Raw genomic sequence first — 14,587 nt, forward strand, 5'->3', positions numbered from 1 at the left:
CGATACGGACGGCGCTGCGGGCGAGGCCCCGGAAGGCCCCGCCCGTGCGCCGTTCCTATAGGCGAATCCAGCGGCCCAGGAACCAGAAGCCCCAGCCGTCGCCGTTACCGGCCGGCAGCGGCCGTACCTGCTGGCCGTTGTACTGGAACGGCTGATGGTCCTGACGGCCCTGGTCGATACCGCGGTGCTGCCAGTCGCCGTTCGGCTGCGGAGCCGGCTGGCAGGCCGGGGTGCCCGGCCGGCCACACGGCCCACCGGGTTCGGCGCCGGCGATCCCTGACCCGGCGGAGAGAAGACCCGCGAGTGCGATTCCACCGGCGATCGCCGAGGCGCCCAGCGTACGGGTGAATGTCATGTGTCGCTCCGTTCGTCATCTGTGTCGTGTGGGGCATTCCGCCACACGAGCGACGACGCTAGGGGCGCGGCTTGGGTGAGCGATGTGCACAGCCTGGGTGCGCGCTTTGCATCCGGTCACGAATCGAATTCGGAACGGCAACAGCATGATTCATGTGCCACCGGTCACATGCGCCCCGGCGTCGCCGGGCAGCCGCGCAGTCTCGACCAGCGAGAGGGCCAGCACCGCGCCGAGCACCACGAATGTCCAGGCGAAGGACGTCAGAACCGTCAGCATCAGGGCGGCCACGGCGATGCCCAGGCCCGCGGCGAGCTCCTGCACCGCGGCGTTGAGTGTGTTCGCGTGCGTGAGCTCCTCACCGTCGACGTCGGCGAACGCGAGGCTGGCGTAGGCGGTGAAGCCGATCGAGCGCAGGGCTCCGCTGACGTACAGGATCAGCACCATCACCGCGACCGGCATCCCCGGCCGGAGGACGGCCAGCATTCCGAACCAGGCCACGGAGACGATCCCGGTGACGAGCAGGACGCGCTTGATGCCCCATCGGCGCATCAGCGGCGTGGTGACCGGCTTGATGGTCAGGTTGCCCAGGAACAACGCGGTGACCATCAGACCCGCCGCGAACGGCGACCAGCCGAATTCGAGTTGGAACAGCAGCGGCAACAGGAACGGAACGGCGGTGACGACCAGCCGGTACACCGAGCCGCCGGTCACCGAGACGCGCAGTGTCCGTACCCGCAGCACTGCCGGCCGGATGAGAGGTGACGGACTGCGACGCAGGTGCCGACCGGAGATCGCCAGGCACACCGATCCCACGAGCACACCGGCGGCCACCGCGGGCCACGACGTTCCGCTGGCCCGCACCTGTTCCACGGCGATGAGCGTCGCGCCGATACCCCCGCCGAGGAGGAGCAACCCACGCCAGTCGAAAGGCCGCACCGGCGGGGCGGCGGGTTCACCGCGGATCAGTCTGAGCGCCAACACAAATCCCACCAGCCCGATCGGGAGGTTGACGAAGAAGATCCACCGCCAGGATCCAAGCGTGGCGATGGCGCCACCGAGGGCGGGAGCCAGCACGGGCGCGGTGAGCGCCGGCCACGTCAGCAGCGCGATCGCCCGTACGAGGTCGGTCTTGGCGCTGAAACGCAGCACCGCCAGCCTGCCGACGGGGACCATCAGCGCGCCACCGATGCCCTGCGCCACCCGCATGCCGACCAACATCGGAAGCGACGTGCTGAGCGCACACCCAAGTGAGGCGACGGTGAACACCGCGATCGCGGTGACGAACACCGGACGGATGCCGAACCGGTCGGCCAGCCATCCGCTGCACGGGATCAGCACCGCGACCGTCACCAGGTAGGCCGAGATCGCGACGTTCACGTCGACGGCGGCCACCCCGAAAGACGTTGCGATGGCCGGGATCGCGGGTGCGATGATGCTGGCATCCAGGATCTCCATGAAGAACGCGCCCGCAACCAGCAGTGCCATCCCCCTCGGGAACGAGGGGGATGGCACCGACTGCGTCATGGGCTCCCAACCTAGCCACCGCCCGGCCGTGCCGGCGGCTGGGTCAACGGGAGCAGTTCAGCGTGACGGTCACCTTCCGTTGCGGGAAGGTGGTGAAGACGTTGATGTCGTCGTCGTCGATCGGGATGATCTGCGCCGGGCTGGAGAAGCTGTTGACGTTCGTGACCTCACACTCGTCCAGCGGGCCGCTCCCGATGCGGTTGACGCGCACGTCGGCGCCGGAGGCCTTGAGCTGGTTGATGGTCGCCACGGCGTTGCCGCCGGCGTCGGCGTTCGGTGCGGCGTGCGCCGGCACGGCGAACGCCACCAGCGCACCGAAGGGCAGCAGGCCGGCGGCCACGAAAGTCTTCATCCGGAAACTCCTTGTGTTGAGGGCTCGTTGAGCGGTCACAACCGATGACACGGTGGTGCGGGCCGATCGGTTCAACGCGCGCCCGAAAGAGAAGAATTCCGCCGCCGCGGTGTCAGCGAGCGCCGAATCCGCGGGCCCACGAGGTTGGCACGCGCGCCCACGCCGGCACTCCGATAACCTGTACCCGGTCGTCGCTCCCGACGCCGCATCTTCTCAGGTTCAGACTGCAGCCTTCCGACATACCCGACCCCCGGCGGGACGGGACGAGACGAGGCTCTCCGACGTGCAGCAATTCACCGAACACCAGCTCGACGGCGTGCTCGTCGTCGCCGCATCCGGTGCCGTCGACATGCTGACCGCTCCCGCTCTACAGGACGCGATGACAGCGGCGGCGGACCGGCGGCCCGCCGGCTTGATCCTGGACATGACCCAGGTGGAGTTCCTCGGATCGGCGGGCATGCAGGTGCTGATGACCACGCGCAAACAGCTCGCGCCCGAGACGCGGTTCGCGGTTGTGGCCGACGGGCCGGCGACCAGCCGGCCGCTGACGATCACGGGCATCTCCGACTACATCGAGATGTTCTCCTCGCTCGAGGTCGCGCTGACGAACTTCGCGGATTGAATGTTTGAGATCCCGCGGCTTCGGGAACAGACGCATCGCTGAGCGGCCGGGCCGCTCCCCGGATCGGCCGGCGTCGTCCCCGGGCAGAAGACTGCAGAGGGAGCGCTCCCGTGGGTGACAACAATTCCGGGCCCGAAGAAGCCATCAAGGGTGTCGTCGAGGGCGCCAAAGGCAAGGCCAAAGAGGTCGTCGGCGTGGTGACGGGCCGCGACGACCTGCAGCGTGAGGGCGAGGCTCAGCAGGACAAGGCCGACGCGCAGCGCGAGGCCGCCCAGAAGGAGGCCGAGGCCGAGAGTGCCCGCGCCGCGGCGAAGGCCAACGAGGAGCGGCAGAAGGCCGAGCAGTCGTAGGCTGGGCGCCGTGATTTCCGTGCCATGACCGTCACGTCCATTCACAGCAGGTCAGCGAGGGGTCGAAGCTTCTGCGTCGCTTCGACGTCGCTGACTGTCGCGTGCCGGACGCGGGGTCGCGGGCGGGAGAAGGAGGCGACGGTCGCGGTCGCCGGCGAGGTGGACGCGGCCAACGCCAAGCACTTCGCGCACGCGGTCCGCGAGGCCGCGGGCGCCTCCCGGGCGGTGATCGTCGATCTGACCGGCGTGCCCTTCATGGCCTTCGACGGCGCATCGGCGCTGTACGCCATCAGTGCCCATTTCTCGCGCGAGGACGTCGCCTGGTGTGTGGTCGGCAGTCCTGCCGTCGCCCGCGTCCTGCAGCTGTGCGACCCCGAAGGCCTGATTCCGCAGGCGGTCGTCCCGATTCTCAGGGGCGTGGAGCCGGCGTGACGCGGACGCCGCGGGACGGTTTCAGCGAATTCCGCATGTCGCGTCGGGGGTCCAGGGGCCCACTTTGCTGGCCTGTCACGCTGTGATTTGGCGCTCACTTTCACCGCCAAACATAAGAACCGGTGTTTCGGCCGAATCCGTCACATTCTCGCGCGGCGGTTGCGGGCCGGTCGTCACGCGCTGTTCACCGCTGGTTTTCGAATTGCCATCTCGAGATAACAACTGAGTAACGAAGAGAATCTTAAGGGTGCACTGAGAGTCCTGGCCCGCCCGGGGCAGCTGGGGACCTTTGGCACCTCTGACCTTGATTTCCCGTCGTTAGACTCGGCTCAGACCGCGCCCGCGAGGGTTGCTGACGGACGAAATCGATCCCGGGGACATTCTTCCCGGCGGAGGTGAGATCTACAGATGGCTAACTTCGTGATGCCTACGGGGCGGATGCGTAAGGACACCGCGGGTGTGTCCCGTGAGGTTGCTGTGACCGACGATGCCCTCGTGGACGCTGTGGCGGCCGACGTGGTGCTCGAGCGCGAGATCGTGATGGGTCGAGGCCCGGTGGGCGACCTCGCCGCCGGATCCGGCGCCGTCGCGGTGGCCGCCCCGGCCGACGACACGGTCACACTTCTCGATCCGGCCACCCTCGCCGAGCGCGCCGTGGTGGCGCTCGGGGGCGAGCCGACGGCCATCGTGGTCTCCGACGACCGCGCCTACGTGAGCACCGCGTCGGCCAACCAGGACGCGATCGCCGTGGTGGACCTCGAAGCCGGACAGGTGACCGCGACGTTCCCCGTGGCCTCCGGAGTCACCGCGCTGACGGTCAGCCCCGACGGCAAGCGGGTCTACGCGGGCCGCACGAGCGGTGACCACGTCGAGGTCACCGTCATCGACGTCACCGCGGAGCGCGCCGGAACCATCGATATCGGCCGGGGGCCGGCGGCCAACATCGACGCCCTGGCGATGGACCCTCGCGGCCGGCGGCTCTTCGTGGCCGTGACCGACGACCGCGGCAGCCAGCTGGTCATCGTCGACGCCGAGACCACCCGTGTGCAGCACGTCGTTCCGGTCGGGTCCCCCCTGCGTGACCTCGCGTCCGCCGGCGACACCCTGTACGCGCTGACCTCCGATCGTGCCGTCGGCGGCGCGGTGCACATCATCGACCTGTCCGTCGCCACGGTGACCGACACGGTGGTCGTCGGCGGTGCGCCGACGCAGCTGGCGCTGAGCCCCGACGAGGCGCGCGCGTACGTCGTCGACTACGACCGCGTCATCGTGGTGTGCACGGTGAGCCTCGAGGTCGTCGACGCGCTGACCGTCGCCGCTCGGCCGTCGTGTGTGGCGCCGTCCGCCGACGGCAGCCGGCTCTTCATCGCGGACTACTCCGGGCGTGTCAGCGTGTTCTCGGTCGAGTCGACCATCGGGATCCTGTACTCCCAGTTGCTCGCGACCGACCCGATCGCGCTGGCCGTCCCGCGGTCGCGCCAGCCCGTCACGGTCTGAGGGCGCTCAACGCCACTGGTAGCGGATCTTCGGCCGGCCGGCCTTGCCGTAGTCGGTGTGCCGGCGCACCGTGCCCTCGTCGGCGAGCCGCTCGAGATAGCGCCAGGCCGTCACGCGGGACACTCCGATCTGCTTGGCGACGTCGTCTGCGTTGACGCCGTTGTCACCGGAATCCCGCACCGCCCGGGCGATTTCGTCGTTGGTGCCGGGCGCGACGCCCTTCGGCGCGGTGGTGCGGTACGGGCCGATCCGCAGTTCGGACAGTGCCCGGTCGACCTCGGCCTGGCTGGCCGCGTCGGTCCCCGCCGGTAGCGCCTCGCGGTAGCGGGCGTAGCGCTCGAGGCGATCCCGGAACGCGGCGAACGTGAACGGCTTCAACAGATAGGCCAGCGCGCCGTGACCGACTGCCGCGCGGACCATCTCCAGGTCGCGCTCCGAGGTGATCGTGATGATGTCGGGAGCCGGCCGCAGGCCCGACAGCGCCGAGGCCAGCGCGATACCGTTGGCGTCCGGCAGGCCGATGTCGAGCAACACCAGGTCGATCGGGGCGTCCGACGCCGCCGCCTCCGAGGCCGCCCGCATGGCGTCACGCGCCGTGTGCGCCACCGCCGCGACCGAAAATCCTTGCAGGCGGCCAAGATACGTCTGATGCGCGTCGGCGATCAGCGGCTCGTCCTCGACGATGAGCACCCGGATCACGGGGACGCCACCGTCACGGTCACCACAGAGCCGTACGACACGTCGGCGGTGAGCAGGCCGCCGTGCCGCTTGACCACCTGAGCCACCAGCGCCAGCCCAAGGCCGTGCTGCTCGGCGTCGCTGCCCGACTTCGTCGAATACCCGCGCCGCATGGCTTTCTCGAACGTTGTGGGGTCCATACCTTCTCCGCTGTCGGCCACCCGGATGAGCAGACGGGTGTCGCTCTGGCTCACGGTCACCTCCACCCACGGATCGGTCTTGTCGCAGGCGTCCATCGCGTTGTCGATCAGATTGCCGAGCACGGTGACCATCTCCGAACCGGAGAGCACGTGCCCGTCGCCGGCCGGCAGATGGGTTTCCTCGGTGACGGTCAGCTCGATACCCCGTTCGTCGGCCTGCGCGGTCTTGCCCAGAAGCAGTGCGACGAGCGCCGGTTCGCCGACCGCGGTGGAGAGCCGGTCGACGAGTTGTTGGGACAGTTCGAGTTCCGCGGTGGCGAACCGGACCGCTTCGTCGGCGCGACCCATCTCGACCATGGTCACGATGGTGTGCAACTTGTTGGCCGCCTCGTGGGCCTGGGATCGCAGCGAGTCGGTGAGCACCTTCAGGGAGTTCAATTCACCCAGCGCGCCCTGCAATTCGGTTCGGTCGCGGATCGTGACCACCTCCGACGACCTTCCGGCCGATGACACCGGCGAGCGGTTGACCACCAGCACCCGGTCGTCGGTGACATGGACCTCGTCGCGCGCGCCGGGGTTGAAGGACTGCAGGAACTCCGGCAGATCCGCGCGGTCCACGTCGCCGGCCGGCAGCGAGAGCAGCCGGCGCGCCTCGTCGTTGACCACGGCCACACCGTCGCGGTCGAGCACGATCAGGCCCTCGGACACCGAATGCAGGATCGCGTCGTGATGGTCGTACATCACCCGCAACTCGTCGGGCCGCAACCCGCGGGTCTGCCGCAGCAGGCGGCGGCGGATGCCCCACACCCCGACCAGCGACACCGCGAGGGCGCCGGCGCCGACGGCCGCGATCACCGGCCATTGTGAGCGCCACCGTTCGGCCAGGCTCTTCTGCAGGATGCCCGCCGCCACCAGGCCGACGATCCGGCCCGACGAATCGCGCACCGGTGCCACCGCACGGATCGACGGGCCCAACGTGCCGGTGTAGGTCTCGGTGAACGTCTCGCCGCGCAGCGCCGGCTCGATGGTGCCCAGGTAGGCGCCGCCGATCTGGGCCGGGTCGGTGTGGGTGAACCGGGTCCGGTCCGGCGCCATGATCGTGATGAACGCGATGTCGGTGTGCGTGCGCACGGTCTCGGTGACGGGCTGCAGGATTTCGGTGGCCCGGCCCGATTCGATCGCGGCCGCCGTCGACGGCGCGTCGGCCAGCGAGGTGGCGATGCCGACCACTTGTTCCCGGGCGGCGGCGTCGCCGTCGCGGCGGGCGTCGATCAGGGCGAGCGCGCTGCCTGCCGCGACGATCAGCGCGATCACGAGCACCTGCAGCGCGATCGCCTGGCCGGCCAGGGACCGCGGCCACGCCGCCCGGATCCTCCCCATTGCGCCGCGCCTCCTCTGAACGAAATGCACTAAAACGTGACCTGGCTCACGCGCTCACCGACCATCCTTTCAGACCACTTCGTCACGTCGACTCTGGAGGAAGCACATGAACACCACGATGGACAGGTCGGCTCGCGAGCCGGGGCCGACGTCAGCGCCCAAGCGGCGCGACCGCACCCACTGGCTCTACATCGCCGTCATCGTCGCGGTGCTCGCCGGTGTCGGGGTCGGCATCCTGGCGCCAGAGGTGGGCAAGAGCGTCGGCGTGCTCGGCACGATGTTCGTGGCGCTGATCAAGATGATGATCGCGCCGGTCATCTTCTGCACGATCGTGCTCGGCATCGGATCGGTCCGCAAGGCGGCCACCGTAGGCAAGGTCGGCGGGCTGGCGTTCGTGTACTTCCTCGTGATGTCGACGTTCGCGCTGGCGATCGGCCTCGTCGTCGGCAACCTGCTGCACCCCGGAACGGGGCTCCACCTGTCCGAGAGCGCCGCGGGCAAGGGCGTCGAACTCGCCGACAAGGCGCACGAGGCCGGCGGCCTGATGGACTTCGTGCAGGGCGTCATCCCGACGTCGCTGTTCTCGGCATTGACCGAAGGCAGTGTGCTGCAGGCGCTGTTCATCGCCCTGCTCGTCGGCTTCGCGATCCAGGGCCTCGGGTCGGCGGGTCAGCCGATCCTGCGCGGTATCGAGCATCTGCAGAAGCTGGTGTTCAAGGTCCTGGTGATGATTCTGTGGCTGGCGCCGATAGGTGCGTTCGGCGCGATCGCCAACGTCGTCGGCCAGACCGGCTGGGCCGCGGTGGGTCAGCTGTTGACGTTGATGGTCGGCTTCTACATCACCTGCGCGATCTTCGTCTTCGGTGTGCTCGGTGCGCTGCTGCGCATGGCGTCGGGGGTGTCGATCTTCAAGCTGGTGCGCTACCTGGCCCGCGAGTACCTGCTGATCGTGTCGACGTCCTCGTCGGAGTCGGCGCTGCCCCGGCTGATCGCCAAGATGGAGCACCTCGGTGTCGACCGCTCGACCGTCGGCGTGGTCGTGCCCACCGGCTACTCGTTCAACCTGGACGGCACCGCGATCTACCTGACGATGGCGTCGCTGTTCATCGCCGGCGCGCTGGGCGACCCGTTGTCGCTGACCGAACAGATCGGGCTGCTGGTCTTCATGATCGTCGCCTCCAAGGGCGCGGCCGGGGTGACCGGTGCCGGGCTGGCGACCCTGGCCGGCGGTCTGCAGGCCCACCGGCCCGACCTGCTCGACGGCGTGGGACTGATCGTCGGCATCGACCGGTTCATGTCCGAGGCCCGCGCGCTGACCAACTTCTCGGGCAATGCGGTGGCCACGCTGCTGGTCGGGTCGTGGACGCGCACCGTGGACAAGGTCAAGGTCGACGCGGTGCTGGCCGGACGGGACCCGTTCGACGAGCTGACCATGCTCGACGATGATCACGGCTCGCGCGTTCAGGAGCCGCAGCAGGAGAAGTTCCCTGCCGCGGTGTAGAGCGTGCAGGAAAGTCCCGGCCGGGTCCCCTTCGGCCGGGACTTTTCTCGTGTGCGAGCAGACCCGAACTCAGTGCGAGCAGTCGAGGGAGACCGAGATCGACTGGTGTACAACCACATCGACGATGTCGACGTCGCGGTGCCGACCGTCCCGGTCGACCACGCGCACCGGCTGCGTCACCTGCTGCGGGTTGCGCACGCTCAGCACCGTGCAGTCCTCGAGCGGAGCACTGCCCACGCGGTCGATGTTGACCGTGTAGCCCGCGCTGCGCAGTTGTTCGATCACGATCAGCGGGTTCTGGTCCTCGGCGGCCGCCTGGCCCGCCGGGCTCAGCACGACCCCGAGTGCCGCCGCCACCGCCATCCATGCCCATCGCATGGTCTACCTCCGTCACCCCGGCCGCTGGGTATATCGCTTGCCGACAGTGACACGTTTCGCGGGCGGCCACGGTTCACATTCCTCCGGCGAGCAGACACGAAATCAGGCAATTCCCGCCGATTCCGTAGGAGTTCGCGTCTGCTCGGCGGAAGAAGCCTCACCGCTGCGCGCGCTGGTAGGCCGTCACCACCGCCGCCCCGCCCAGCCCGATGTTGTGCTGCAGCGCGGCGGTGACACCGTCGACCTGACGCTTGTCCGCGTCACCGCGCAACTGCCACGTCAACTCGCTGCACTGGGCCAGACCCGTCGCGCCCAGCGGATGCCCCTTGGAGATCAGCCCGCCCGACGGGTTGACCACCCAGCGTCCGCCGTAGGTGGTGTCCTCGTCGTCGATCAGCTTGGGTGCTTCGCCGGGCCCACACAGCCCGAGGGCCTCGTAGAGCAGCAACTCGTTGGCCGAGAAGCAGTCGTGCAGCTCGATCACCTGGAAGTCCTGCGGACCCAGCCCCGACTGGTCGTACACCTTCTGTGCCGCTTGCACATTCATGTCGTAGCCGATGATGTTGGCCGCGCTGCCGTCGAACGTGGACGCGAAGTCGGTGGTCATCGCCTGCCCGACGATCTCGACCGCCCGCTCGGCCAGGTCGTGCCGCGCCACGAAGTCCTCGCTCGCGAGCACCACGGCCGCCGATCCGTCCGACGTCGGCGAGCACTGCAGCTTGGTCAGCGGGTCGGAAATCATCTTCGCCGCCAGGATGTCGTCGAGGCTGTACTCGTCCTGGAACTGGGCATACGGATTGTTCACCGAATGCTTGTGGTTCTTGTAGCCGATCTTTGCGAAATGTTCAGCAGTGCTTCCATATCTGCGCATGTGCTCGCGGCCGGCGGCGCCGAACATCCACGGCGCCACCGGGAACTGCATGGCGTCGATCTCGTTGAGCGCCAAGATGTGTCGCTTCAAAGGCGATTCCCGGTCCTCGGCGCCGCCGCCGAGCGAGCCGGGCTGCATCTTCTCGAAGCCCAGCGCCAGCACGCAGTCGGCCAGCCCGCCGCGAATCGACTGCGCGCCCAGATACAGGGCGGTGGATCCGGTCGAGCAGTTGTTGTTGACGTTGACGATCGGGATCCCCGTCATGCCCAGCTCGTAGAGGGCGCGCTGGCCCGAGGTGGAGTCCCCCGAGCAGTAGCCGACATAGCCTTGCTCGATCAAGGAGTAGGCGACACCGGCGTCCTCGAGCGCCTTGGTGCCGGATTCCCGCGCCATTTCGGGATAGTCCCAGCCTTCCCGGCGGCCCGGCTTCTCGAACTTGGTCATCCCGACGCCGACGACGAACACTCGCTTCATCTGCCATCCCTTCCCTAATCGCGCCCGACCCAGCGTGCGCTGGTGTACACCTGAAGGTAGAACACGTTCTAGTTTCGATCCAGCGTTTGCGAGGAGGCGACATGGCGCTGCGCGTCGTGCAGTGGGCGACCGGCGGCGTCGGGGTCGCCGCGATCAAGGGCGTGCTCGAGCATCCCGAGCTCGAACTCGCCGGGTGCTGGGTGCATTCGGCGGCCAAGGCCGGCCGCGACGTCGGCCACCTGATCGGCACCGCACCTCTCGGTGTCACCGCCACCGACAGCATCGACGAGATCCTGGCCACCGACGCCGACGCGGTGATCTACTCCCCGCTGATCGCGAATCCCGAAGAGGTCATCGCGCTGCTGCGGTCCGGCAAGAACGTCGTCACCCCGGTCGGGTGGCTGTATCCCAGTGAGCGCAGCGGCGCCCCGCTGCGGGAGGCGGCACTGGCGGGCAATGCGACCCTGCACGGCACCGGCATCGCGCCGGGCGGCATCAGCGAGAAGTTCCCGCTGATGCTCTCGGCCATGTCGACGGGCGTGACGTTCGTCCGCGCAGAGGAGTTCTCCGATCTGCGCACCTACGAGGCGCCGGACGTGCTCCGCCACGTGATGGGATTCGGTGAGACCCCGGACAAGGCGCTGACCGGCCCGATGCAGAAGATGCTCGACGCCGGGTTCATTCAGGCCGTCCGGATGTGCGTGGACCAACTCGGCTTTCATTCCGATCCCAAGGTGCGGGCCACCCAGGAGATCGCGGTGGCCACCGCGACCATCGACTCCCCGATGGGGCCGATCGAGCCGGGGCAGGTCGCCGGACGCAAATTCCACTGGGAGGCGCTGGTCGAGGGGGAGCCGGTGGCGCGGGTGACGGTGAACTGGCTGATGGGGGAGGAGCACCTCGACCCGGCGTGGTCGTTCGGCCCGGCCGGGCAGCGCTACGAGATGGAGGTGCGCGGTAACCCCGACTTCACCGTCTCGGTGAAGGGCTTCCAGTCCGAGGTCGGTGGCGAAGGCCCGGAGTACGGCGTGGTCGGCACGGCCGCACACTGTGTGAACTCGGTGCCCGCGGTGTGCGCCGCGCCGCCGGGCATCGCGACCTACCTGGACCTCCCGCTGATCAGCGGCAGGGCGGCACCCGGGCTGTAGGTGACTAGCATCGCGATATGCCCGGAGCCGTGTGCTGATGTGCCGACTGTTCGGGCTGCACGCCGGCACCGCAGTGCCGGCGACGTTCTGGTTGCTCGACGCACCCGACAGCCTGGCCGAACAGAGCCGGCGCAACCCCGACGGCACCGGCCTCGGATACTTCGACGCGGCGGGCCGCCCGGTGGTCGACAAGCAGCCCCTGGCGGCCTGGGAGGACGCAGAATTCGCCCGGGAGGCCCGCGAGGTGACCGCGTCGACGGTTCTCGCCCATGTGCGTTACGCGTCCACCGGTTCCCCCGACGCGGCGAACACCCACCCCTTCCTTCAGGACGGCCGGCTGTTCGCCCACAACGGCGTGGTCGACGACCTCGATGTGCTCGACGCCCGGTTGGCCGAGTTGCAGGTCGCGAATCTTGTTGTCGGTCAAACGGATTCGGAACGCGTATTCGCGCTCATCACGGCCTCGGTGCAGCGTCACGGCGGTGACGTCGGTGCCGGCCTGCTCGATGCCGTGAACTGGCTCGCCGCCCACGCGGGCATCTACGCACTGAACATCCTGCTGTGCACCGCCACCGACATGTGGGCGCTGCGCTATCCCGACACCCACGACCTGTTCCTGCTGGACCGTCGCCGGCCCGCGCGGCATGCGCCGTTCGAGTTGCGCAGCAGGAGGATTCACAGCCGGGCCGCGCAGCTCGACGACGCCCCGTCGGTGGTGTTCGCCACCGAACGGATGGACGACGACCCGGCCTGGCGACCGCTGGGCGACGGCGAACTCGTGCACGTCGGACCCGGCCTCGACATCACCTGCGCCACCGGGGCGGTGGCAGCACCGACACACAGCCTGACGGCGGCGGACTTGACTCCGGTCGCGGCGGCAAGCCAGCGTTCCGGCTGAGGGAAGGGATCACGATGACAGACGTGGAGGTGCCGACGCCGCCTCGCGACGTGACGGGCACCAAGCGCGCCCTCGTGCTCGCCGGCGGTGGATTGGCGGGGATCGCTTGGGAGACAGGAATGTTGACGGGTATCGCCGACGTCGAGCCGGCTGCGGCGCACGCGCTGCTCGACTCCGATGTGGTGCTGGGCACCTCGGCCGGGTCGACGGTCGCCGCGCAACTGGGCAGCGGTACGCCGATCGAGGAGTTGTTCGCCCGGCAGCTCTCCGATGAGGCGGGGGCGGCTGAGATCCACCCCGGGGTGTCGGTCGATGCCATCTCGGAGTTGTTCCTCGCGGCGATGCTCACCCCCGGCGCCACCCGGGAACAGAAGCTGCAGCAGATCGGCGCGGTGGCAGCGGCCACCGACACCGTCGCAGAGCCGGTCCGGCGCGCGGTGATCGAGCATCGGCTGCCGTCCCACGACTGGCCGGCGCGCGACCTGCGCATCACCGGAATCGACATCGCCACCGGCGAACTCGTGGTGTTCGACCGCACATCGGGAGTGGGGCTGGTCGACGCGGTGGCCGCCAGTTGCGCGGTGCCCGGGGCGTGGCCGCCGGTCACCATCGGCGACCGGAGCTACATGGACGGCGGCGTGCGCAGCACCGTGAACATGTCCGCGGTCACCGACTGCGACGTCGCGGTCGCCCTCGTCCCGTCCGGCGCGGACACCCCGTCGCCGTGGGGAAGCGCCACGATCGAGGAGATCGACGCGTTCCCCGGAACGACGCTGGCGGTGTTCGCCGACGCCGAGGCGCTCGCGGCGTTCGGCCCCAACCCGCTGGACCCGGCCTGCCGAGCACCGTCGGCGCACGCCGGCCGCGCGCAGGGCCGTCGCGAAGCCCGCCGGGTCGCCGATTTCCTAGGCGTCTGAACCGGATTCGGGCACCCTGGCCTCCAGGGTGTCGAGTGCGACGCTGGCGAGTTCCTGGCCGATGTCGATCACCTCAGTGGCGCGGTGGAAGTCCAGGCTCCGGCACACCGTGCGCGGCACCTCGATGAGCAGATCGGGCGGATAGGCCGCCAGCGTATGGCGTGCCAGCGCCGCCTGTGCGATGTCGATGACGCGGTTCATCACCTCGAACGCACCCAGCTTGGGCACGAGGTGGCCGGCCGGTTCGGTGACGGGCTCGTCGTCGCCCACCGCGAACCGGCCCAGCACCGCCCGCCCCGTCGGGGTGTCCAGCAGCGAGCGGGCCGCCTTGGTGTCGAGCAGTGACGACGAACTGCGCCACATCCGGTTCAGCCAGTCCCCGGTGGGCTGCCGGGACTCGTGCTCGCGGCGGTGCGTTTCCGGATCCTCCCCGGACAGGCTGACCGCGATCGTGACGTCGGCGGCGACCGCCGCGATCGGCGCCATCGGCAGCGGGTCGAGGATGCCGCCGTCGGCGAGCAGCCGCCCGTCGAGCACATGCGGCGTGATCACACCGGGGATCGCGATCGAGGCCCGGATCGCGTCGTCGACCGGGCCTCGCTGCATCCAGACCGACTTACCCGTGATCAGATCGGTGGCCACCGACGTGTACGGGATCGGCAGCGCCTCGATGGTGGCCTCGCCGAGGATCTCCCGGACGGCGTCGAGGATCTTCTCCGCCCGCAGCACCCCGGCCGACGTGATCGACGGGTCGAGCAGGCGAAGAACCGCGCGCTGGGTCAGCGAGCCCGCCCAGGACGTGTACTCGTCGAGCTTGCCCGCCGCCTCCAGGCCCCCTACCAGAGCACCCATCGACGAGCCGGCGATGCCGACGATCTCGTGGCCGCGCTCGTGGAGCTCGTTGATCACGCCGATGTGGGCATAACCTCGTGCGCCCCCACTGCCCAGAGCCAATGCGACCCGCATCCGCCCATTCTCGCGCGTGAGATCCGGCGTGTACGGGCAACCCT

Annotated in this window: 16 protein-coding genes; 8 read left to right on the top strand and 8 right to left on the bottom strand. The window is 69.1% G+C overall.

What is annotated here, in order from left to right:
* Window positions 1–55: 55 nt before the first annotated feature.
* From G6N45_RS10725 to G6N45_RS10735, 3 genes are all read right to left on the bottom strand, one after another.
* Window positions 56–355, bottom strand: a complete 300-nt coding sequence (locus G6N45_RS10725) for a hypothetical protein (RefSeq protein WP_163722158.1) — start codon at window positions 353–355, stop codon at window positions 56–58.
* Between the two features lie 150 nt (window positions 356–505).
* Window positions 506–1,840: an MFS transporter gene (locus tag G6N45_RS10730; protein WP_163722160.1), complete on the bottom strand. Its 1,335-nt coding sequence runs from the start codon at window positions 1,838–1,840 to the stop codon at window positions 506–508.
* A gap of 82 nt (window positions 1,841–1,922) precedes the next feature.
* On the bottom strand, window positions 1,923–2,231 hold the full coding sequence (locus G6N45_RS10735) for a hypothetical protein (RefSeq protein ID WP_163722162.1): 309 nt from the start codon (window positions 2,229–2,231) through the stop codon (window positions 1,923–1,925).
* Between the two features lie 283 nt (window positions 2,232–2,514).
* Here G6N45_RS10735 and G6N45_RS10740 point away from each other — a divergent pair, with 283 nt between their 5' ends.
* The 4 genes from G6N45_RS10740 to G6N45_RS10755 all read left to right on the top strand — a co-directional run bounded on the left by G6N45_RS10740 (window position 2,515) and on the right by G6N45_RS10755 (window position 5,132).
* A complete protein-coding gene (locus G6N45_RS10740) occupies window positions 2,515–2,853 on the top strand; it encodes an STAS domain-containing protein (protein WP_163722164.1) in 339 nt (112 codons plus the stop codon).
* A 110-nt stretch (window positions 2,854–2,963) separates the two neighbouring features.
* Window positions 2,964–3,203 carry a microaggregate-binding protein 1 gene (gene mbp1 / locus G6N45_RS10745; RefSeq protein ID WP_057147916.1) on the top strand — a complete coding sequence of 80 codons (240 nt, stop codon included), beginning with the start codon at window positions 2,964–2,966 and terminating at the stop codon, window positions 3,201–3,203.
* A 24-nt stretch (window positions 3,204–3,227) separates the two neighbouring features.
* Window positions 3,228–3,635, top strand: a complete 408-nt coding sequence (locus tag G6N45_RS10750; RefSeq protein ID WP_163722166.1) for an STAS domain-containing protein — start codon at window positions 3,228–3,230, stop codon at window positions 3,633–3,635.
* Between the two features lie 408 nt (window positions 3,636–4,043).
* Window positions 4,044–5,132 carry an MmpL3/TtfA transport complex stabilizer gene (locus G6N45_RS10755; protein WP_163722167.1) on the top strand — a complete coding sequence of 363 codons (1,089 nt, stop codon included), beginning with the start codon at window positions 4,044–4,046 and terminating at the stop codon, window positions 5,130–5,132.
* A 6-nt stretch (window positions 5,133–5,138) separates the two neighbouring features.
* Here G6N45_RS10755 and G6N45_RS10760 read toward each other — a convergent pair whose 3' ends face one another.
* Both G6N45_RS10760 and G6N45_RS10765 read right to left on the bottom strand, forming a co-directional pair.
* Window positions 5,139–5,831 (bottom strand): response regulator, encoded by a 693-nt coding sequence (locus G6N45_RS10760; RefSeq protein WP_163722169.1) that lies wholly within the window; start codon window positions 5,829–5,831, stop codon window positions 5,139–5,141.
* Entirely contained in the window at window positions 5,828–7,390 is a 1,563-nt protein-coding gene (locus G6N45_RS10765; protein WP_163722170.1) for a sensor histidine kinase, read from the bottom strand. The genes G6N45_RS10760 and G6N45_RS10765 overlap by 4 nt, the downstream gene beginning before the upstream one ends.
* Before the next feature lie 106 nt (window positions 7,391–7,496).
* Between G6N45_RS10765 and G6N45_RS10770 the strand changes: the two genes are divergently transcribed.
* Entirely contained in the window at window positions 7,497–8,891 is a 1,395-nt protein-coding gene (locus tag G6N45_RS10770) for a cation:dicarboxylate symporter family transporter (protein WP_163722173.1), read from the top strand.
* Window positions 8,892–8,960: 69 nt separating this feature from the next.
* On the opposite strand, the gene G6N45_RS10775 is transcribed toward G6N45_RS10770, so the two are convergent.
* Both G6N45_RS10775 and G6N45_RS10780 read right to left on the bottom strand, forming a co-directional pair.
* Window positions 8,961–9,269 carry a hypothetical protein gene (locus G6N45_RS10775; RefSeq protein ID WP_163722175.1) on the bottom strand — a complete coding sequence of 103 codons (309 nt, stop codon included), beginning with the start codon at window positions 9,267–9,269 and terminating at the stop codon, window positions 8,961–8,963.
* Window positions 9,270–9,426: 157 nt separating this feature from the next.
* Window positions 9,427–10,614, bottom strand: coding sequence for a lipid-transfer protein (locus G6N45_RS10780; protein ID WP_163722177.1), 1,188 nt, complete (start codon window positions 10,612–10,614; stop codon window positions 9,427–9,429).
* Window positions 10,615–10,715: 101 nt separating this feature from the next.
* Here G6N45_RS10780 and G6N45_RS10785 point away from each other — a divergent pair, with 101 nt between their 5' ends.
* The 3 genes from G6N45_RS10785 to G6N45_RS10795 are packed head-to-tail and all read left to right on the top strand — an operon-like array spanning window position 10,716 to window position 13,577.
* Window positions 10,716–11,762, top strand: coding sequence for an NAD(P)H-dependent amine dehydrogenase family protein (locus tag G6N45_RS10785; RefSeq protein WP_163722179.1), 1,047 nt, complete (start codon window positions 10,716–10,718; stop codon window positions 11,760–11,762).
* Between the two features lie 37 nt (window positions 11,763–11,799).
* Window positions 11,800–12,660: a class II glutamine amidotransferase gene (locus G6N45_RS10790; protein WP_163722181.1), complete on the top strand. Its 861-nt coding sequence runs from the start codon at window positions 11,800–11,802 to the stop codon at window positions 12,658–12,660.
* A gap of 14 nt (window positions 12,661–12,674) precedes the next feature.
* The gene (locus tag G6N45_RS10795; RefSeq protein WP_170312437.1) at window positions 12,675–13,577 is read left to right on the top strand and encodes a patatin-like phospholipase family protein; all 903 of its coding nucleotides are present in this window, start codon (window positions 12,675–12,677) and stop codon (window positions 13,575–13,577) included.
* Here the strand turns inward: G6N45_RS10795 and G6N45_RS10800 are convergent.
* Window positions 13,566–14,543 carry a patatin-like phospholipase family protein gene (locus G6N45_RS10800; RefSeq protein WP_163722183.1) on the bottom strand — a complete coding sequence of 326 codons (978 nt, stop codon included), beginning with the start codon at window positions 14,541–14,543 and terminating at the stop codon, window positions 13,566–13,568. The genes G6N45_RS10795 and G6N45_RS10800 overlap by 12 nt on opposite strands.
* Between the last annotated feature and the right edge of the window lie 44 nt (window positions 14,544–14,587).

This window comes from Mycolicibacterium psychrotolerans (assembly GCF_010729305.1).
Taxonomy (GTDB): Bacteria; Actinomycetota; Actinomycetes; order Mycobacteriales; family Mycobacteriaceae; genus Mycobacterium; species Mycobacterium psychrotolerans.